The following is a 19,238-nucleotide window of genomic DNA, read 5'->3' as shown; positions in this document are numbered from 1 at the left end:
TCAGTCTTGGTCATGGTGGCGTTCCTTCGCGGGAATCGGTGACGTGAACAATCACCAGCCTGCCATGACCGCCCTCTCTCGGCGAATTTGCAGAACTCTCAGCACACTACCCCTGGCTATTTGGGGCGGTGGGGGTGTGGCAAGCAATGGCCACTCGAGGACATGCCCCGACTGAGCGAGAGGATCGGGACCTCTATAGGATTTCAGATGGATCACCTAACAGCAGCCGCTCGCCGAGACTTGATGGGACGAATTCGAGGGCAGGATACCGCGCCGGAGATGCGGGTGCGGCGTGTGCTTCATCGACTAGGATTCCGGTTTCGCGTTCACCGTCGCGACTTGCCGGGCACCCCCGACGTCCTCCTTCCTCGATACAAGACCGCCATATTCGTCCATGGCTGCTTCTGGCATCGGCACCCCGGATGTAAGCGTGCTAGCCAGCCTGTCACCAACACGGAAAAGTGGAAACAGAAATTTGTGCGAAATATCGAGAGAGACCGCATCGTGGAGCGCGAACTTTCCGCTCTCGGTTGGGCGGTTACGGTCATTTGGGAATGCGAGGCAACGAATGAAGAGGCACTATCAAAGAAGCTTCTCCTTCTGCTAAAAGGGAGTCGTTGACTGCCCGACCTATCAGGTAAACAGTCGACCAAGCATCTCGACACTCCCCGACGGTGGCGCTAGAATGCGTTACCGCGGATGGGGGGTTGCGTGATGTTTAATATGGCGGCGGCAAAGCCACTACTTGGCCGGTCCGAGCTAAATGCTTAATTGCGTCGATCTGTTTGCTGGCGCTGGGGGGTTTTCTTTAGCCGCGCGGCAAGCAGGCCTTACAATAAGGCTGGCAATTGAAAATAACCGCCACGCGGCATCCACCTATCGCAACAATCTTTGCGGTGTCGAGAACTCTCCTGTCGTGCGTGAAGGCGACATTTCAACTATGTCGCCGGAGGAAGAGCACAAGCAGATCTTCAGGAGAGGGGAGATCTGCGATCTCTTACTCGGAGGCCCGCCATGTCAGGGATTTTCCACGCACCGAATCAAAGACGCTGGTGTCGCGGACAAACGTAATGACCTCATACACGTATACTTCAATTTCGTGAGGGTGTTTAGGCCGACCATTTTTCTCATGGAGAACGTGCCAGGTATGCTTTGGCCTCGCCACGCTGCGGCTCTGGACAGGTTTTATGAGGAAGGCCTTTTTGCAGGCTATCACGTCTGCGCACCTATCACGATAGATGCACGTGATTTCGGTGTTCCGCAAAGAAGAAAGCGTGTCTTCATCCTTGGCCTCCGAAATGGTGTGCTGCCAGGCGATCTGCCATGGCCGCCGGCGCCTACCCACGGAAGTCCGACAGCGCGGGAAAAGAATCCCATGCTCGCAGCCTGGGCTGATTGCAGCAATGCTTTCAAGGCAGCTCCGGCCGGGGACGAGAATGACGTCCACATGAACCATGGCTCGGAACTTGTCGAAACTTTCAGACGAACACCTCCGAATGGAGGAAGCCGTCATGATTCTGGCCGCATCCTATCCTGTCATGACGGGCACGACGGTCATAATGATGTCTATGGACGGATCAATCCTAGTGAACCCGGCCCGACAATGACGACCGCTTGCATAAACCCGTCTAAGGGCCGCTTCGTTCACCCAACATTGAACCACGGCATCACCGTTCGCCAAGCGGCGAGAATTCAAACCTTTCCTGACAATTATATTTTTTCGGGAGGATTGATGGCTGCGGGCGAGCAAGTCGGAAATGCTGTCCCAGTCGCTCTCGGCAGGTTTCTTATCGAATATCTCAAGCCTGTTTTACAACGGTCGCACGCAACTCACCAGCAAAGTACCCATACAAAGACCGCCGCGTTAAGAACTCAAGAAATGGCATGATTGACGGCGTATCATTTCAGACCAAAGCTAGAACCGTCGACCATCTGGGCCGCGAACAGATTGCGGACTGCCCAACGGCGATTTCCGAGCTTTGGAAAAATGCATTCGACGCATACGCTAGAAAAGTCGAACTCAATATTTATGATGGCGAGGATCCGGTTGCCGTAATTTCGGACGATGGGCACGGGATGAGCCGGTCAGAGCTTGTTGGGCGATGGCTGGTCGTTGGCACTGAGTCGAAAGCCACCTCGGATAGCACACCAATAGCCGACCGGCTGGGGCTGCCTGAGCGGACACGCCAAGGACAAAAGGGAATTGGTCGACTCTCGTGTGCCAACTTGGGACCGATTTTGCTTTTGGTTTCCAAGCGCATCAATGCGCCGTACGTCGCCGCTCTCATCGACTGGCGCTTATTTGAGAACCCCTTCCTTAATCTTAGCGATATTTTTGTGCCGATTGTCGAATTCCAGGAACAGAGCGCACTTCTCGAGCAGTTACCTACTCTTATCTCCGCCCTGACAGAAAATCTAACAGGGGGGCGCGACGCCAGTCGCGCGAAGCGGCTTCAGGACGCCTGGAGGACATATGATCAATCCCATCTGGACGACAATAGAGCCAGTGGAGATCGACCGTTGCCCCCATCCGAGGCGATCCTATCTACGCTGTCTCATCTCGACTTTGGCAATCGTCATTTCGCCGAATGGCCTGTTTGGAGCGGTCGAGCGAACCACGGAACTGCCCTTCTTGTTGCCCAGATAAACTACGATTTACGCGTAGAGCTTGAGACAGACGACGCTGATCCGGCGGCCCGAGCTGCGCGTGATCGATTCTTCGAAACGCTGTCGAGTTTCGTTGATCCGTTTGTTGATCCAGCCAACGAAGACGATCAACGGAAAAAGCCAGATTTCTCTTATTCCGTAAGGGCGTGGGACGGCTCCGTCCCTCGACTCATTCTTGGTGACCAGAAGCAGTTTGATCGTCGCCAACTTGACGGCATGGAACATCAAATCGTTGGCACCGTAGGGCCGGATGGCACGTTTCGCGGGCGCGTAAAGGCTTTTGGCAAATGGCTTGATACGCCTTGCGTCATCGAGCCTCCCAAAGATCTCGACATTCCTCAGAGACCCGACACCAGGGTTGGCCCTTTTGATATATATATCGCCACGATGGAGTTCACAGCTGTCAGGACAACCCATTCCCAGGCCGAGTTTCAACACTTTAAAGGGCTGGCGGAGCGATATTCAGGGTTTATGATTTTCAGAGATGGATTGAGAGTTCTGCCTTACGGCCGTACGGACAACGATTTTTTCGAAATTGAATCGCGCCGAAGCAAGAATGCAGGCAGAGAGTTTTGGAACCATCGCCAAATGTTTGGCCGGTTATCCATAAGCCGCGCCACCAACCCTAATCTCAAAGATAAAGCTGGGCGAGAGGGTTTGCTCGACAATCGAGCCGCGAAAACACTGAAACTCGTCGTGTCCCAAATACTGGAACAATCCGCGAGACGCTATTTCGGGTCTGATTCTGACATTCGCCAGGAATTGCTCCCGCAGATAACAGAGTCAAACAAGGCCAGGCGTGCCAGCGAAGACCGTAATAAGCTGCGTCAAAAACAGCGCCAGGAGTTTCGAGGAAAGCTGCGACGTTTCTCACAAGAGCTTCCCGAACTCGTTCGCGAATTGGAGAACTATGCTCAGAACCTTCACATAGCGGACGAAAGCCAAATTTCGAAGGCACAGCAAGATTTGGAAATTTTCAGGGAGCGGGCTGCAGATTTCAGGCTTCCAGGCGCTCCAAAATCGCTCGGCTCTCTTGAAGAGGCGTACACAAGCTATCGAGATTCAGCCCGCGCAGCCAATGTGTTGGTTGAAACCATTTCCCAGGAATTGGACGCTCAAATTGAGCGCGTCGCACCAAGGAAACCTCGCGAGCTTTTGGAGCGTCAGTTGGCCCGAAATGCCGCGCAGATTCATCATCGGATCAAAGTTTGGGCCCGCACGATCGACGAACTTCAGAAGGCTGAATTCAAGCGAATCCGTGATCTAGTTGGTTTGCGAAACAAACATTTCCATTCGGAAGCCGAACCTCTCTTGGCACGATTTGATCGTGGAGAGCTTGGGTTTGCAGAAACATCTAAACTCATGGACCATATGAAATCCCGCGTCGACTCCGACAACGCGGATATCTTCCAGCCATATATCGGCGCTTTGGAAAGCTTAAAGGAAAGTATCGATCTAGAACAGCTTGCCGTCTTCAGTATGGAAGAAGTAAGTGACATGCGCGCCGAACTCGATCGGTTGAACGCGCTGGCGCAACTCGGCATTGCGGTTGAGATTGTCGGCCATGAGCTTCAAGCTTATGACGACATAATTGGAGATGGACTTGGGAAGTTGCCGGACGAGGTTCGAAGCAGCCGCGCTGTCAAAGACATCGAGTTCGGCTATCAAGGACTGACGGACCAACTCAGATTTCTCTCACCGCTCCGGCTGGCAGGTCAAAAGATTCAGCGCTGGATTACTGGTAGGGAAATCGCCGATTACGTCGGCGAGTTTTTTCGTCTGCCCATGGCGAAGCAGCATATCGTTTTTAGTGCTACTGACGAGTTTCTTAAGTTCCGTGTCTTCGATCAACAATCTCGGTTGCTGCCAGTTTTCATAAATCTTATAAATAACAGCATCTACTGGCTAAGCACATCTCAGGAATCTGACAGAAAAATTGTACTTTGTGTTGTGGATGACGAGATAGTCGTTTCGGACAGTGGTCCGGGTGTTGACGCAGATGATGTCGCGAGCTTGTTCGGTCTGTTTTTCACGCGCAAAACTCGTGGTGGCAGGGGCGTGGGGCTCTACCTGTCGAGGGCCAACCTCGCGGCTGGCGGACACAGAATTAGGTATGAGTCCCCCACTTCCAAAATGCCGCTCAAAGGCGCAAATTTCATTATAAGTTTCCGGGGGGCGGAATTTGACGGCGAGTAATCACTACACCAGCTTCATCGATGAGGCATTTGTCCATCCGATAAGGTCCGTTCTAATCGTTGATGACGACTATCCAACAATTGATGAGATGCTGGACACCGAGATGGCCCGTGCAGAAGGGCAAGAGCAGGCCAGATCAAAAGAGTGGTATCGTGATCCGGGACGTATCAAAAGCGTCCTTGCAAACTTGCGAGACAAATCACTCCTTATCGATATCCATGACGGCTATAATGTCTCTGCCGGGGAAGATCTAAAAGTCGCCAAGCACCTCCATCAATCTGACCTACTTGTGTTGGATTATCAACTTGACAAAAGTATGCAAGGAGATGGCACGTGGGCTATTGAGATTATACGGACGTTGGCTCGAAATAACCATTTCAATATGGTCGTTTTGCATACAAGCGAAAGCATAGACAAGGTCTTTCGCCAAATTCTAATTGGGCTGCTGACACCTATGGGCGAGTCCCAGACAAATGAAGATGCCGCTTTAGCAACCGAATTGATCGCCCGTCGTGAGGATACGGAAGAAGGTGCCGAGGCTCGGATACTCGCTAGTATCGACTTAGATCAGTATATTTATGTACGTGCTCATCCCGACTCTTATTTTCGAGTAGTTAGAAAGGGTCAAGCTCCTTTCTCTAATTTCCATGCTGAATGTCAGGCTGCTGGATGGGACGGCGTTCAAGAACGCCTAGTTTTGTACAGTTTGCTTGCGTCGATTGAGCAGAAGGTCAAACGTGATTTCAGCCCCGTTCTGTTTGAGCGTCTCCACTGGTCCAGTGAAGGCGTCCACTGGATAAAGTCTGAATCCCTTTTCATAGCCTTCTCCAATAAAGCCGATCGAGAGGACCTGGTCTCCGAACTTCAAGCCGCCCTGTATGCTTGGAACCCGCAGCCATCCAGACTGTTGCTAGCTCGCATTCGCGCGGAAATGGACGAGTTAGGAGTCCTTGCTCAGACCAATGCACTTAGTAACCAGCACGCTCTCGCCCATTGGTACAAGCGCCTTTTGACGGCTAATGGCTTAGAGCGGCGCTGGCTTATTGCCGAGGCCGTATCGCGTCACTCGGAACGGCTAATGGGCGCTGTTCTGCAACCTGTACAGAGGTTCGCGGATAGGTTGATCAAAGCGGAGGCACACGGGGACGCCGAAGAAATCTGTTTCAATCATTTTAAGGTCAAGCTTGCAGATGCAACTACTCGATCGAAAGCTGAGCACGAGCACAATGCTTTTGTATGCAGTAAAGAGCCCGAAGGCTGGCATTTGAACACTGGTCATGTTTTTAAGGCTCAAGACGATTATTGGGTATGTCTGTCGCCTGCGTGTGATATGGTGCCCGCCCAATTGTCAAAAGAGCGTCGATCGATGTTTGGCGGGCGGCTTCCTTTCATTGCGGTAAAGCTTGTTCCATTGAGGGAAGGAAAGTCTACGCCGGTCGACATTCAATCAAATCGCTATATATTCATTCAATGCGAAAATTCGGTTTCCAGCTTCTGCTTCAACAGGCCGGAAGGGGAAAACTCTTCACCTGATTGGCAAACCCTATATGCCGACAAGCTCGGCGAATTCCGTGGCGATTTTGAGTTCGACGTGTTCATCACAAAGATGGGCAAAACACGATTGGTATCGGAAAAAAAACATGCCAAGGTCGTCGGGCAGTTACGGTATGAATATGCACTAAATCTAATCCATAGACTTGGGGCCTCTATGACTCGGGTTGGACTTGACTTCACAGGAGCACCCACTCCACGGAAAATCTGAATCGGTAGTGCGGCCGACATGTAGCCAGAATGCCAAATTATTGGTGGGTAAATCATAAGCAGACAGCTCGGCAGGAGATCGAAGGTCGCTACTTATGGTCACCTAAAACAGAGAGGGATGGAAAGCGTAGCCAATTCTACAACAACATGCGGCGCGCATCGCCTGGCGACCTTGTGCTTTCCTATGCCAATCAGGAAATCCGCTACGTTGGTAGAGTTGCTGAGTTCGCGTTCTCTGCACCTAAGCCGGAGGAATTCGGCAACGCTGGAGTTTATTGGAATCATGATGGATGGTTGCTTCCCGTCTATTGGACCCAGCTCATTCCAGCCGTTCGGCCGAAGACACTCATGAACTCTCTGGGTCAACACCTGCCCACCCGATATTCGCCAATTCACCCTACTACGGGAAATGGCAATCAAAAGGCATACCTCGCGGAAATCCCGCGAGCAGCATTCGATGTGATCGTTGCTAGCGCTTTTTTCGACGACATTGTCCTTGCGCGTGGTGGGTCAAATAGCCTGAATTTCGAGGTGGTGAGTGAGCTCCTCGATGATGCTGTAGAGCGACGGATCGCAGTCGACTTGACGCTAGACGACACAATGCGGAAAAGTTTGGTCATGGCGCGTCGAGGGCAAGGCGTCTTCCGATCAAACGTTGAGCGGATAGAGAGGTCTTGTCGCCTTACAGGTATTACAAACCCCTCACTGCTTATTGCGAGTCACATAAAGCCGTGGCGTAATTGCAGTTCTGCACACGAGCGGCTTGACGGACATAACGGCCTTCTTCTCACGCCCGACGCCGACCTTCTTTTCGACCGTGGGTTCATAACCTTTTCGAACGACGGCGGTGTGCTAGTGTCACAGCGTGTAGATCACGTCGACATGCGTCGGCTTGGTTTTGAACATCTGGTTCACGAGCAATTTGGATTTGCAGAGGCTCCCCGGCCGTGGGGAAGCTCAGGACTAAGCGGGACTCAGCGCCGGTACATGGAGTACCATCGGGACGAGGTCTTCATCTCATAACTGCGATATCGATATGCGCGTTTAGCCCAATCGGGCTTTGGATAGGTCGGACGCATACGATAAACTTTCCTGGCTCTTGCTCAGAATCTGCCCAAAATCGTTGACGCATCTTCGATGCAGTAAGCAGGGAGACTACCTTCTCTCGAGTGGTACCCGCTGGACTCACCCTCACCCCAGCACCTCCCCAATCGCCGCCGCCAGCCTCTCCACCCCGTCGCTCATCTGCGCCGCGTCACACGCCGCGTAGCCCAGCACCAGCCCTTGGGTCGGTACCGTGTTCTGGAAATATTTCGACAGCGGCGAGACGTTGATCGCCCGCTTCGCCGCCGCCTGGCTGACCTTGATGTCGTCGATGCCGTCCCTCAGATAGCCCACCACCTGGATGCCGGCTTCGGCGGGGGAGAGGGTGATTTCGTCGCGCAGGCGCTCGGTGACGATGTCGCGGAAAAGCTGGCGGCGTTGGGCGTAGATGCGGCGCATGCGCTTCAGGTGCCGGCTCATATGGCCTTCGGTGATGAAATCGGCCAAGGCGGCCTGCAAGAGCAGCGGCGCGAACTGGCCGGTGGTGGAGAGCGCATTGACGATGCGGCCGGCGAGCTCCGGCGGCAGCACCATGAAGCCCAGGCGCAGCGCCGGGAACAAGAGCTTGGCGAAGGTGCCGACATAGATGACGCGGCCGGAGCGGTCCATGCTCTGGATCGCCGGCACGGGGCGGCCTTGAAAGCGGTATTCGCCGTCGAAATCGTCCTCGATCACCCAGGCATTGGCGGTCTCGGCGATGTCGAGCAGGCGCAGCCGCTCCTCCATGCGCATGGTGATGCCGAGCGGATGCTGGCAGGCCGGCGTCACATAGATGAGGCGCGGCGAGAAGCTTGGTTGGTCGAGCCGCCAGCCGCGCTCCTGGTCGACCGCGATCGGCAGGATCCTTGCGCCGGCCACGGTGAAGGCGGCCTTGGCGCCGTAATAGCCGGGCTCCTCCATCCACACCGTGTCGTCGGGGTCGAGCAGCAGGCGGGCCAGAAGATCGAAGGCGGCCTGCGCGCCGGTGGTGATGACGATCTGCTCCGGCCTGCAGCGCACGCCGCGCGCGGAATAGAGATAGCCGGCGATCGCCTCCTTCAGCGCCGGGTGGCCGGTGACGTCATAGGTGCCGAACAGCGTCTCGCCGCCATGGCTGGCGCGGCGCGCCACCAGCCGGCCCCAGACGCCGAAGGGAAAGCTGCCCGCGTCCGGCATGCCGGGATGGAAGGCGACATGCCCGGGCCGGCCGTGGTGATAGGGCTGGCTGAGCAGAAGCTGGCCGCGCAGCGAGGGTTGGCGCAACGGCTCAGGGTGCTCCTCAGCTGGCGTCTCGCGCGGACCATCGGGCAGGTCGACGATCACCGGGCGCGCGCCCTGGCGGTTCGCGAGATAGCCTTCGGTGACAAGCTGGTCGTAGGCGGCGACGATGGTGTTGCGGCCAAGGCCGAGCTCGGCGGCCAGGGCGCGGGTGGAGGGAAGCTCCGAGCCCGGCGGCAGCGCGCGGCTGCGGATGATGGCGACAAGGCCGTGATAGAGCTGGCGCGAGAGCTGCTCGGGGCTCGAGCGGTTCACGGCGAGCATGTCGAGGGGGAAGGGTTGCGGTTTGGGGTGGGGGCGCAAGGGTCACCTCGCGCCGTGGGTGGTGCGGCTAGCGCGTGCGACGCGCGCTAGCCTGCATAGTTGAGTTCCTTCGCGCCCCCCTCTGTCCTGCCGGACATCTCCCCCACGAGGGGGGAGATTGGCAGCTTCGCCGCCTCGCTCTTTCCTGCGGCGCTTGCGATTGGCGAAAGCCGGCGTGACATCGATCTCCCCCCTCGTGGGGGAGATGCCCGGTAGGGCAGAGGGGGGCGCTGTCCCGCCGACGTTCGACATTTTGCTGACCTCCGTCCCTCGCCATCCTGCCACACCCACCCTTCAACACAAACTGGTTCCTTCATTTCCTTCAAAACTGGCCCTCGCGAGGGAGACAGAGCGGCGTAGACTTCGCTCACTGACGTTGGGGTAAGACGTCGACAAGGACATGTAAGACGGGGACATGTGAGGCGGGGTGCCGGGAGGGCGTCTCGCCACACGAAACGGCAGGGTTCTCGCCCCGCCGCCAGCAATCGCAGCCATCTCCTCCCGAGACCATGAACCCCGCAGCCATCCGGCTGCGGGGCGGAAAGCGCGCAATGACGACAGTTCGACTTGGCATCAACCCGATCACCTGGACCAATGACGACGTGCCGGAACTGGGCGGCGACACGCCGCTCGAGACGTGCCTGAGCGAAACCGCGGAAGCCGGCTATGCCGGCACCGAGCTTGGCGGCAAGTTTCCGCGCGACAGCCGCGCGCTTCGGCCGATCCTCGACCATTACGGGCTGGCGCTGGTCTCCGGCTGGTATGACGGGCGCATCTGCGAGAAGGAGGTGGACGAGGAATTCGAGGCGATCCGGCCGCATCTGACTTTATTGCGCGACCTTGGCGCCAGGCGCGTCGTCTATGCCGACACCTCGCGCGGCCGGCATGGCGCGATCCACGACCCGATCTCGCAGCGGCCGAAGCTGATGGACGGGGAATGGAAGGCCTATGGCGCGAAGATCACCAAGCTCGCCGAGCGTTTTTCCGATTTCGGGGTCGGCATGGCCTTCCACCATCACATGGGCACGATCGTCGAGACCGACACGGAGATCGACAGGCTGATGCACACAACCGGCGAGGCGGTCGGCCTGCTCTACGACACCGGGCACTGCGCCTTTTCCGGCGGCGACCCGGAGCGATTGCTGCGCCGGCATGTGAACCGCGTCGTGCATGTGCATTGCAAGGATGTGCGCCCGGCGATGCTGAAGAAGGCGCGCGAGGCCGACACGAGCTTCATGGGTGCGGTGATGGAAGGCATCTTCACCGTGCCGGGCGACGGCGCGATCGACTATCCGACGCTGCTCAAGATCCTCGCCGGCCAGGGTTATTCCGGCTGGCTGGTGGTCGAGGCCGAGCAGGACCCGGCCAAGGCGCATCCCTTGACCTATGCGACGATGGGGTATCGCAATCTGAAAAGGCTGGCCGAGGGCGCGGGCTTCTACGTGCACGAGCGCAAGGCCTGAAGGCGGAATGGGGCGCCGGGGAGGGCGATGAGTTCGGTTCTGTATCAAAACGTGGTCAAGAATTTCGGCGCGCTCAACGTGCTGCGATCGCTCGATCTCGCCGTGCCGGACCACAAATTCCTCGCCCTGCTCGGTCCATCGGGCTGCGGCAAGACGACGGCGCTGCGCATCCTGGCGGGGCTCGACATGCCGACCGCCGGCAAGGTCTTCATCGGCGAGCGCGACGTCACCCGGCTGCAGCCGCGCGACCGCGACATCGCCATGGTGTTCCAGAGCTACGCGCTCTACCCGCAGATGACGGTCGCCGAGAATATCGGCTATCCGCTGTGGATCCGCGGCGCGCCGGACGCCGGGCGCAAGGCCAAGATCGGCGAGGTCGCCGCCATCCTCGAGATCGGCCATCTGCTCGACCGCCGGCCGCGGCAGCTCTCCGGCGGCCAGCGCCAGCGCGTGGCGCTGGCCCGCGCCATCGTGCGCGACCCGGCCGCCTTCCTCATGGACGAGCCGCTGTCCAATCTCGACGCGCGGCTGCGACTCACCATGCGCGGCGAGATCAAGCGGCTCTGCCAGCGTCTCAGCGCCACCACCATCTACGTCACCCACGACCAGGTCGAGGCGCTGACCATGGCCGACCTGGTCGCCGTCATGCATGGCGGCGAGTTGCAGCAGATGGCGCCACCGATCGAGATCTACGACCGCCCGGCCAATCGCTTCGTCGCCACCTTCGTCGGCAATCCGCCGATGAACATCCTGCCGGCCAAGCTTGGCAGCAATGGCGTTGTGGTGGGTGGCAAGGTCGTCCCGCTGGATAGCGCGCGGCTCGCCGCCTGCCATGCCGCCTCCATCGCCGAAATCGGCTTGCGGCCGGAGGACTGCAGCGTCGCGCCGGCCGACACGCCGGATGCCCTGCCCGGCGAAATCTATGTCGTCGAGCCAATGGGCAACGAGACGCTGGTCAATGTCCGCCTCGAAGGCGGCAACGTATCCGTCCGGGCCGGACGGGATTTCAGGGGTGTGGTGGGTGAAAGCATCGGCGTCGCCTTCGACCCGGCGAACGCCTGTTTCTTCAATTCGGCCGGCCTCACCGCCGTCCACAGGGTCAACAACAATGGGAGAGTGACATGATGCATTCCAGCAGACTTACTCGCCGCTCCGTCATCAAGGGCGGGCTTGGCCTGGCTTTGGCGACCACCGCCCTCACCACGCTCGGCCTGCCGCTGCCGGCTCGTGCCGCCGGCAAGAAGGTCATCATCGGCGCCTTCGCCGATGGTGGGCTGACGCCGTTCAAGGAAAAGATCATCCCGCTGGCGAAAGAGCAGGGCTTCGACATCCAGTTTCTCGAGGACGAATACGGCGTGACACTGGAGAAGTGGTTCGCCGACGCCCAGAGCGGCGCCGGCCAGTATGACCTCTATCTGCTCGACGACCCATGGGTGCCGCAGTTCGGCGCCGCCAACGTGCTCGAGGATCTCGGCGCCGGCGGCATCGACGGGGCCGACAAGGACTGGATCGGCTCGATGATCGACATGGGCTACTGGCCGCCGCAGCAGGGGCCGCGCGTCAAGGGCTTCGAGAACGCCAAGCCGACGCTGATCTGCGTGCCCTTCGTCGGCGACCTGCAGACGCTCACCTACCGCAACGACGTCTTCACCGGCGGCGCGCCGAAGACCTGGGACGAGGTGATCGCCAAGGGCAAGGAAGGCGTGGCCGCCGGCAAGATCAAATACCCGGTCGTCTTCCGCGGCGTCTCCGGCAACCCGATCGTCACCAGCTGGTATCCGATCTTCCTGTCGTTCGGCGGCTCGTTCTTCGACGACAAGTGGAACCCGATCTTCAATTCCGCCGAAGGCAAGGCCTCAGCCGATTTCTTCGTCGGCACGATGAAGCAGAACACGGCGAGCGGCGTGGTCGAGTTCGACTCCGACCAGGAAGGCGCGGCAATCCTCGGCGGCGACGCTGGCGCGATCATCCAATATTCGGGCAATGCGCTGAAGGCCGACGATCCGTCGCAGACCAAGGTCGCCGGCAAGCTCGATTTCGGCGTCGTGCCGAAGCAGGAAAAGGCGATCGCGCAGATGGGCATCTTCATCGCCGGCGTGCCGAAATCGGCGCCCAACAAGGCGAACTCGATCGAGTTCCTGAAGTGGTATGTCAGCGCCGAGACCCAGGCCAAGCTCTCGGAAGCGGGCTCTATTCCCGTCAAGCGCAGCGCTTTCGGCATCGCCAAGCCGGGCAACCGGCTGATCCCGGTTGCGCTCCAGCAGCTCGACGCGGGCGCGCTGCCGAGGCCGCGCACGCCGGATTGGGCAAAGGTCGAGGAATTGCTCGGCATCGAGCTCAACAAGGCGCTGCAGGCCGGTTCCGGCGGCGGCGCCGCGCTCGACACGGCCGCCAAGCAGGTCAAGGATTACCTGACCACGGCCGGTTACTACTGATGCGAAGCGGGATGCAGGCGCGCAAATATCGCCTGCAGGGGGCGGGGCTCGACCTCGCCCTCCCCTATCTCATGCTGGCGCCGGGCCTGATGATCGTGCTTGGCGTGCTGGTCTATCCGCTGTGGGATGGGCTGCGGGCCAGCACCAGGGCCTATCGCTACGGCTCGCCGGTCGCCGATGTCGGCTTGCAGAACTATCTGCATCTGTGGAGCGACGCGCAGTTCCTCAACGCGCTCTGGGTCACGGTGAAGTTCGTGGCGCTGTCGGTGTCGTTCGAGGCGGTGCTAGGCTTCGCGCTGGCGCTGTTTTGCCTGCATGAATTCCGCGGCATCCGGCTGCTCAGGACGGTGCTGATCATTCCCATGGTGGTCACGCCCGTCGTCGTCGCCATAGTCTTCCGCCTGATCTACGCAAGCGATGCCGGCATGCTGACCGCGCTGTCGAAGGCCATGGGCGGCGGCGAGGTGCAGATCCTCGGCAATCCGCTCAATGCCTTCATCGGCCTGGTCGCGCTCGACATCTGGGAATGGACGCCGCTGATGTTCCTGATCCTGCTTGCCGGGCTGCAATCGCTGCCGCACGAGCCGTTCGAGGCGGCGCGCGTCGATGGCGCCGGCGCCTGGCGCGTCTTTGCCGACCTCACCTTTCCGATGATGCGGCCGGTACTGGCGGTGGCGATCGTGCTCAGGACCATCGACGCCTTCGGCACCTTCGACCAGGTTTTCGTGCTGACCCGTGGCGGGCCGGGCGAAGCGACGAGGCTGATCTCGATCTACGGCTACGACACCGCGTTCAAGTTCCAGCAGACCGGATACGCGGCGGCGCTGTTCGTGACGATCGGCCTCGTCGTGCTCGCGCTGGCCTTCAGCGCCATCAGGCTGCTGCGCAGGATCGACGCGTCATGAGCAACCGCCTGGCGCGCATCCTCACCACCGTCTTCGTGCTGGCTGTCGTGCTGCTGCCGATCTACTGGCTGGTCTCGACCTCGCTCAAATCGAACCGCGAGATCACCCAGGAAGGCACGCTCTACCCGCATGTGCCGACGCTCGACAATTACCTGCGGCTGTTCACCGAAAAGCAGTTCGGTTCCTACCTGACGAACTCGCTGGTGGTGACCTTCTTCTCCGTCGCCATCGCGCTCATCGTCGGCGCGATGGGCGCCTATGCGATCGCCAGGTTCCGCCTGCCTTTCGCCACGGAGCGCAAGGTCGGCCTGTTCCTTTTGACGCTGCGCATCATCCCGCCTGTCGTCATCCTGATCCCTGTCTATCTCCTGATGCTCAGCCTCGGCCTCCTCGACAGCTGGCTCGGCCTGATCGCCACCTACACCGCCTTCAACGTCACCTTCTGCGTCTGGATGATGGAGAGCTTCTTCCGCGAGATCCCCGTCGATCTCGAGGAAGCCGCCATGGTCGACGGGGATTCGCGCTTCGGCGCCTTCCGCCGCATCACGCTGCCATTGGCGGCACCCGGGCTCGCGGCCACCGCCATCTTCGCCGTGCTGGTCACCTTCAACGAGTTCCTCTTCGCCCTGGCGCTGACGGCGACGCCACGCGCCATGACGATGCCGCGCGGCACCGCGACGCTGATCGGCCGCATCGATACCGACTGGGCCTCGATGGCGGCGGCCGGCGTCATCGGCGCGCTGCCGATCGTCTTCTTCGCGCTGCTGGTGCAGCGGCATCTGGTGCGCGGGCTGACCATGGGCGCGGTGAAATGAACACCGCGCCGGCAACATTGAACCGGCCGTGCCGCGATGGCGCGGCCCGATAGGAAAGTCGAACGCATGATGGATGTTTGTCTGTTCGGGGTGGGGCTGATCGGCCGCGTGCACGCGGGCAATCTCGCTCGCCATCCAAAGGTGCGGCTGCGCTACATCGTCGATCCCAATCGCGAGGCGGCGGAGAAGGTCGCCGCCGTTACCGGCGCCAAGATCGCGGACACCGGGACCGTGATGAACGATCCGTCGGTGAAAATGGTGTTCATCGCCTCGGCGACGCGCACCCATGCCGAGCTCGCCATGGCCGCGGCGGCGAAAGGCAAGGCGATCTTCTGCGAAAAGCCGATCGATCTCGACCTCAAGCGCACGGACGAGTGCCTGGCAGCTGTCGCGAAAGCCGGCGTGCCGTTCCAGATCGGCTTCAACCGCCGCTTCGATCCGAGCTTCCGGGCGCTGAAGGAGCGCCTTGACGGCGGCGAGATTGGCGCGGTCGAGCAGGTCATCATCACCAGCCGCGACCCGGAACCCGAAACCGAGGAAGCGCTGGCCGGAGGCGGGGGCGTCTTTCGCGAGATGACCATCCACGACTTCGACATGGCGCGAAACATGCTTGGCGAGGAGCCGGTGGAGCTGTTCGCGACCGGCTCCTCGCTTGTGGCGCCGCAATACAGGAAGCTCGGCGACTACGACACCGCGATGTTCATCCTGCGCACGGCCTCCGGCCGGCAATGCCACATCAACAACAGCGTCAGGGCTGCGTATGGCTACGATCAGCGCATCGAGGTGCATGGCGCCGACGGCATGCTGCAGGCCGGCAACCGGCTGCCGACCTCGGTCGAGATGTACGGCGGCAAGGGCATATCGCGCGACAAGCCCTATTACTTCTTCGTCGAACGCTATGCGGAATCCTACGCCGCCGAGATCGATCACTTCATCACCTGCGTCGAGACCGGCAGGAAGCCGGCGGTCACCGCCAGCGACGGCCGCAAGGCGATGATCCTTTGCGAGGCGGCCCTTGCATCGGCCCGGTCCGGCCGGTTCGAGCCGGTAAAACTCTGAGCGGATGGTTTGAAGGCAAGCGGGAGTACCCGACATGAAGATTGGCATGATCACCGACAGCCTCGGCAACCTGTCCTTCGACGAGATGCTGCATGCCTCGGCCGAGCTGGGGCTGGAGACGCTGGAGTTCGCCTGCGGCAACTGGTCATCCGCGCCGCATATCGATCTCACGGCGATGCTGGAGAGTGCTGCGACCCGCGCCGAATTCGTCGCCAAGGTCCGCGACCATGGGCTGACGATCGCGGCGCTCAACTGCTCGGGCAACCCGCTGCACCCGGGACCGCAGGGCAAGAAGCACCGCCAGGTGACCGAGGATACGATCCGGCTGGCGAGCCTGATGGGGATTGACCGGGTGGTGATGATGTCCGGCCTGCCCGGCGGGCCGGGTGACGCCAACCCCAACTGGATCATCACCGACTGGCCGCCCGAATGCGCCGACATCCAGCGCTACCAGTGGGACGATTGCATCATCCCCTACTGGCGCGATCTGGTGAGATTTTCGAACAATCTCGGCATCGGCAAACTCTGCCTGGAACTGCACGGCCATCAGGCGGTCTACAATGTCCAGACGCTGTTCCGCCTGCGCGATGCCGTCGGCGAGACCGTGGGGGCGAACTACGATCCGAGCCATCCGATGTGGATGGGCGCCGATCCCATCGCCGCGGTGCGCAAGCTTGGCTCCGCGATCTACTATGTCCACGCCAAGGATACGCGCGTCGAGCCGGTGCCGGCCGGCATCGACGGTGTGCTCGATGCGCGCCCGCCCAACCACTATGCCGAACGCGCCTGGAACTACATCACGCTGGGCTACGGCCATGGCGAGACCTGGTGGCGGCAGTTCTGCACTGCGCTGAAGCAGGCCGGCTATGACGACGTGCTCTCCATCGAGCATGAGGACATGATGCTGTCGCCTATGGAAGGCATGCGCAAGTCCGTCGCGTTGCTGCGCAACGTCGCCATCAACCTGGCCTGAATGCTCAGGTTCGATCTTGCATTGGTCAGCCACCGCGGCCCGTTGTGGCGGTCTCGATGGCCGGCGGGCTTATCTGACATCGACCCAGCGCTGCTCCTGGAACGAGCGCGCCATGGCGTGCACGGTGCGCTCGATCTCCAGCCCCTCGTCGAAGTCGAGGATGCGGGCCGGCTTGCCGGCGATGCGCATCAGGACCTCGCGGCACTCGATCATCTTGAGATCGTTGAAGCCGAGGCCATGGCCGGGCGCCGGCAGGAAGGAATCGTATGGCTTGTGGTGCGGCGCCACCAGGATGGTGCGGTAGCCCTGCTCGGTCGGCCGGTCGGCGGTGAGGTAGAGCTGGAACTCGTTCATCCGTTCCTGGTCATAGAGGATCGAGCCCTTCGAGCCGAAGATCTGGATAGCGATGCGGCCCTTGCGGCCCCAGGCCGAGCGGTTGACCAGCAGGGTGCCGGCAACGCCGTTTTCCAGATGCATCAAGACGCTGGCGATGTCGTAGGTCTCCACCGCGCGGCGGGCGCCGGAAGCGGTCTTGCGATCGGCATAAGGCTTGACCATGTCGCACATGACGCGCGAAACACGGCCGAACAGCGCCTTGATCAGCGACAGCGGATGGACGGCGAAATCGTCGAGCGCGCCGTAGCCGGAAGAAGCCTCGTGCTTCCAGAAGAACAGCGCTTCCGGGTCAGCCATGAAATCCTCGTCCATCTCGATGCGCACGAGGTTGACGTCGCCGATGATTTTTTCCTCGAGCAGCGCGCCGATATGGCGGATGGCAGGGTTCTGGATGTAGTTGTAGCCGAGCACGGCGACCTTGCCGGACCTCTTCGCGGCGGCAGCCATGGTCTCGGCCTCGGTAAAGCTCGGCGCCATCGGCTTCTCGCACCACAGATGCTTGCCGGCTTCGAGGATGGCGATCGCCATCTCGGGGTGGAACTGGTTTGGCGTGGTCAGCGAGACGACGTCCACGTCCGGATCGTTGACCACGGCGCGCCAGTCGCCCGAGCCTTTCGCGAAGCCGAACTCGCCGGCCTTGCGCCGGGCCAACTCGTCATTGACCTCGCCCAGATGCACCAGTCTCGGCTTCTCGACATCGGGAAAGACGGCGCCCACCGCGTTCCAGGCGATGGCATGGCACTTGCCCATGAAGCCCGTGCCGATGAGGCCCACTCCGACCATGTCGATTGTCTCCAAGATGAAGGAATACTGGTGTGGATTGATTAGTCCATTTTGGTGTGGAATGGAACATACAAATCATTTTTTATGGTGTTCTTGCGCGAACTCGCTATGATGGGGCAGGAGAGGGACAAATCTTTATGGGCGTGGGCGGAGCGACGATGGACGAACGGGTGCCTCGCGATTTCGAAACGCTGCGCGCGACGATCCTGGACAGGCGCGCGAGCCTGCCCAAGCGCATCGCGCAGATCGCCGCCTATGCGCTCGACAATCCCGACGACATCGCCTTCGGCACGGCGGCCAGCATCGCCGCCTCGGCCGGCGTGCAGCCCTCGACGCTGATCCGTTTTGCCCAGCAGCTCGGCTTCGACGGCTTCACCAGCCTGCAGCAGGTTTTCCGCGAGCGGCTGCGCGAGCGCAACTCCTCCTATGACGAGCGGCTGGCGGCGCTGCGCGCCAAGGCCGAGGACGGTGGCGGCCACCGGGCGATCTTCGACGGCTTCGTCGCCGCCGCCAGCACCTCGCTAGGCGATATTTCGCGCGCGCTCAACGATGCGCATTTCGAAGAAGCGGTGGCGCTGCTGGCGAAGGCCGAGACGATCTATGTGCTGGCCAAGCGCCGCTCTTATCCGGTCGCGTCCTACATCGCCTATGCGCTGGGCAAGCTCAAGATCCGCAATCAGCTGGTGGAATCGGCCGCGGGCCTGAACGCCGAGATGATCGGCTTCGCCACGCCGCGCGACGCCGTCATCGCCATCAGCTTCTCGCCTTATGCGCCTGCCACGATCGATGAGACGCGCTCGATCGCCGAACAGGGCGTGCCGATCGTGGCCATCACCGACTCGTCCTTCTCGCCGCTGGCGCAATTCGCCAAGGTCTGGTTCGAGGTCGCCGAGGCCGATTTCGGCGGCTTCCGCTCGATTTCGGCGACGATGGCTTTAGCCATGGCGCTGACCGTCGCCGTCGGTGAGAAGCGCCGCGAAGCCGGACGCCGGCGCAGGAGCTGAGGCCTCGCCGAGGCACGCTTTTTGCCTCGGGAACGCTCATTCCATATTGACTGACGATTGGAATTAATATTTCATATTGACGGCATCACGCCGTCACTTGCACGTGCCGTCCGAAAC

The 19,238-nt window shown here is 60.2% G+C and carries 15 protein-coding genes; 13 read left to right on the top strand and 2 right to left on the bottom strand.

Annotated features, from left to right (window positions below; all coding sequences use genetic code 11):
- Nucleotides 1-162 precede the first annotated feature (162 nt).
- The 5 genes from RFM41_RS26300 to RFM41_RS34225 all read left to right on the top strand — a co-directional run bounded on the left by RFM41_RS26300 (nt 163) and on the right by RFM41_RS34225 (nt 7,647).
- Nucleotides 163-621, top strand: a complete 459-nt coding sequence (locus RFM41_RS26300; RefSeq protein ID WP_320319309.1) for a very short patch repair endonuclease — start codon at nt 163-165, stop codon at nt 619-621.
- A 142-nt stretch (nt 622-763) separates the two neighbouring features.
- Nucleotides 764-1,888, top strand: a complete 1,125-nt coding sequence (locus RFM41_RS26295) for a DNA cytosine methyltransferase (RefSeq protein ID WP_320252012.1) — start codon at nt 764-766, stop codon at nt 1,886-1,888.
- Complete coding sequence (locus tag RFM41_RS26290; RefSeq protein ID WP_320252014.1) at nt 1,885-4,863, top strand: ATP-binding protein; 2,979 nt, start codon at nt 1,885-1,887, stop codon at nt 4,861-4,863. The genes RFM41_RS26295 and RFM41_RS26290 overlap by 4 nt, the downstream gene beginning before the upstream one ends.
- Entirely contained in the window at nt 4,850-6,625 is a 1,776-nt protein-coding gene (locus RFM41_RS26285; protein ID WP_320252016.1) for a response regulator receiver domain, read from the top strand. Before RFM41_RS26290 ends, RFM41_RS26285 begins: the two co-directional genes overlap by 14 nt.
- Before the next feature lie 29 nt (nt 6,626-6,654).
- Nucleotides 6,655-7,647: an HNH endonuclease gene (locus RFM41_RS34225; RefSeq protein ID WP_430708738.1), complete on the top strand. Its 993-nt coding sequence runs from the start codon at nt 6,655-6,657 to the stop codon at nt 7,645-7,647.
- A gap of 168 nt (nt 7,648-7,815) precedes the next feature.
- Here RFM41_RS34225 and mocR read toward each other — a convergent pair whose 3' ends face one another.
- Nucleotides 7,816-9,288 (bottom strand): rhizopine catabolism transcriptional regulator MocR, encoded by a 1,473-nt coding sequence (gene mocR / locus RFM41_RS26280; RefSeq protein ID WP_320252017.1) that lies wholly within the window; start codon nt 9,286-9,288, stop codon nt 7,816-7,818.
- 551 nt (nt 9,289-9,839) lie between these two features.
- Here mocR and iolE point away from each other — a divergent pair.
- The 7 genes from iolE (at nt 9,840) to RFM41_RS26245 (ending at nt 16,938) form a co-directional block, all read left to right on the top strand.
- The gene (gene iolE / locus RFM41_RS26275; RefSeq protein ID WP_320252019.1) at nt 9,840-10,751 is read left to right on the top strand and encodes a myo-inosose-2 dehydratase; all 912 of its coding nucleotides are present in this window, start codon (nt 9,840-9,842) and stop codon (nt 10,749-10,751) included.
- A 27-nt stretch (nt 10,752-10,778) separates the two neighbouring features.
- Nucleotides 10,779-11,876 (top strand): ABC transporter ATP-binding protein, encoded by a 1,098-nt coding sequence (locus tag RFM41_RS26270; RefSeq protein WP_320252021.1) that lies wholly within the window; start codon nt 10,779-10,781, stop codon nt 11,874-11,876.
- On the top strand, nt 11,873-13,186 hold the full coding sequence (locus RFM41_RS26265) for an extracellular solute-binding protein (protein WP_320252023.1): 1,314 nt from the start codon (nt 11,873-11,875) through the stop codon (nt 13,184-13,186). Before RFM41_RS26270 ends, RFM41_RS26265 begins: the two co-directional genes overlap by 4 nt.
- A gap of 11 nt (nt 13,187-13,197) precedes the next feature.
- Nucleotides 13,198-14,091, top strand: coding sequence for a carbohydrate ABC transporter permease (locus RFM41_RS26260; RefSeq protein ID WP_320252025.1), 894 nt, complete (start codon nt 13,198-13,200; stop codon nt 14,089-14,091).
- The gene (locus RFM41_RS26255) at nt 14,088-14,906 is read left to right on the top strand and encodes a carbohydrate ABC transporter permease (protein ID WP_320252027.1); all 819 of its coding nucleotides are present in this window, start codon (nt 14,088-14,090) and stop codon (nt 14,904-14,906) included. The genes RFM41_RS26260 and RFM41_RS26255 overlap by 4 nt, the downstream gene beginning before the upstream one ends.
- Before the next feature lie 66 nt (nt 14,907-14,972).
- Entirely contained in the window at nt 14,973-15,965 is a 993-nt protein-coding gene (gene iolG / locus RFM41_RS26250; protein ID WP_320252029.1) for an inositol 2-dehydrogenase, read from the top strand.
- A 34-nt stretch (nt 15,966-15,999) separates the two neighbouring features.
- Nucleotides 16,000-16,938: a sugar phosphate isomerase/epimerase family protein gene (locus RFM41_RS26245; RefSeq protein WP_320252031.1), complete on the top strand. Its 939-nt coding sequence runs from the start codon at nt 16,000-16,002 to the stop codon at nt 16,936-16,938.
- A 69-nt stretch (nt 16,939-17,007) separates the two neighbouring features.
- Here RFM41_RS26245 and RFM41_RS26240 read toward each other — a convergent pair whose 3' ends face one another.
- Nucleotides 17,008-18,117: a Gfo/Idh/MocA family protein gene (locus RFM41_RS26240; RefSeq protein WP_320252033.1), complete on the bottom strand. Its 1,110-nt coding sequence runs from the start codon at nt 18,115-18,117 to the stop codon at nt 17,008-17,010.
- A gap of 158 nt (nt 18,118-18,275) precedes the next feature.
- On the opposite strand from RFM41_RS26240, the gene RFM41_RS26235 reads away from it, so the two are divergent.
- Complete coding sequence (locus RFM41_RS26235; protein WP_320252035.1) at nt 18,276-19,121, top strand: MurR/RpiR family transcriptional regulator; 846 nt, start codon at nt 18,276-18,278, stop codon at nt 19,119-19,121.
- The last annotated feature ends 117 nt before the right edge of the window (nt 19,122-19,238 follow it).

Source organism: Mesorhizobium vachelliae (genome assembly GCF_033977325.1).
GTDB lineage: Bacteria > Pseudomonadota > Alphaproteobacteria > Rhizobiales > Rhizobiaceae > Mesorhizobium > Mesorhizobium vachelliae.
The sequence above is the reverse complement of the archived record's forward strand: the minus strand, read 5'-3'. Positions and strand labels throughout refer to the sequence as shown.

Coding starts and splice junctions, on each gene's coding strand:
- RFM41_RS26300 (WP_320319309.1), top strand. CDS start 163: ATGCCCCGACTGAGCGAGAGGATCGGGACCTCTATAGGATTTCAGATG.
- RFM41_RS26295 (WP_320252012.1), top strand. CDS start 764: ATGCTTAATTGCGTCGATCTGTTTGCTGGCGCTGGGGGGTTTTCTTTA.
- RFM41_RS26290 (WP_320252014.1), top strand. CDS start 1,885: ATGATTGACGGCGTATCATTTCAGACCAAAGCTAGAACCGTCGACCAT.
- RFM41_RS34225 (WP_430708738.1), top strand. CDS start 6,655: ATGCCAAATTATTGGTGGGTAAATCATAAGCAGACAGCTCGGCAGGAG.
- iolE (WP_320252019.1), top strand. CDS start 9,840: ATGACGACAGTTCGACTTGGCATCAACCCGATCACCTGGACCAATGAC.
- RFM41_RS26270 (WP_320252021.1), top strand. CDS start 10,779: ATGAGTTCGGTTCTGTATCAAAACGTGGTCAAGAATTTCGGCGCGCTC.
- RFM41_RS26265 (WP_320252023.1), top strand. CDS start 11,873: ATGATGCATTCCAGCAGACTTACTCGCCGCTCCGTCATCAAGGGCGGG.
- RFM41_RS26260 (WP_320252025.1), top strand. CDS start 13,198: ATGCAGGCGCGCAAATATCGCCTGCAGGGGGCGGGGCTCGACCTCGCC.
- RFM41_RS26255 (WP_320252027.1), top strand. CDS start 14,088: ATGAGCAACCGCCTGGCGCGCATCCTCACCACCGTCTTCGTGCTGGCT.
- iolG (WP_320252029.1), top strand. CDS start 14,973: ATGATGGATGTTTGTCTGTTCGGGGTGGGGCTGATCGGCCGCGTGCAC.
- RFM41_RS26245 (WP_320252031.1), top strand. CDS start 16,000: ATGAAGATTGGCATGATCACCGACAGCCTCGGCAACCTGTCCTTCGAC.
- RFM41_RS26240 (WP_320252033.1), bottom strand. CDS start 18,117: ATGGTCGGAGTGGGCCTCATCGGCACGGGCTTCATGGGCAAGTGCCAT.
- RFM41_RS26235 (WP_320252035.1), top strand. CDS start 18,276: ATGGACGAACGGGTGCCTCGCGATTTCGAAACGCTGCGCGCGACGATC.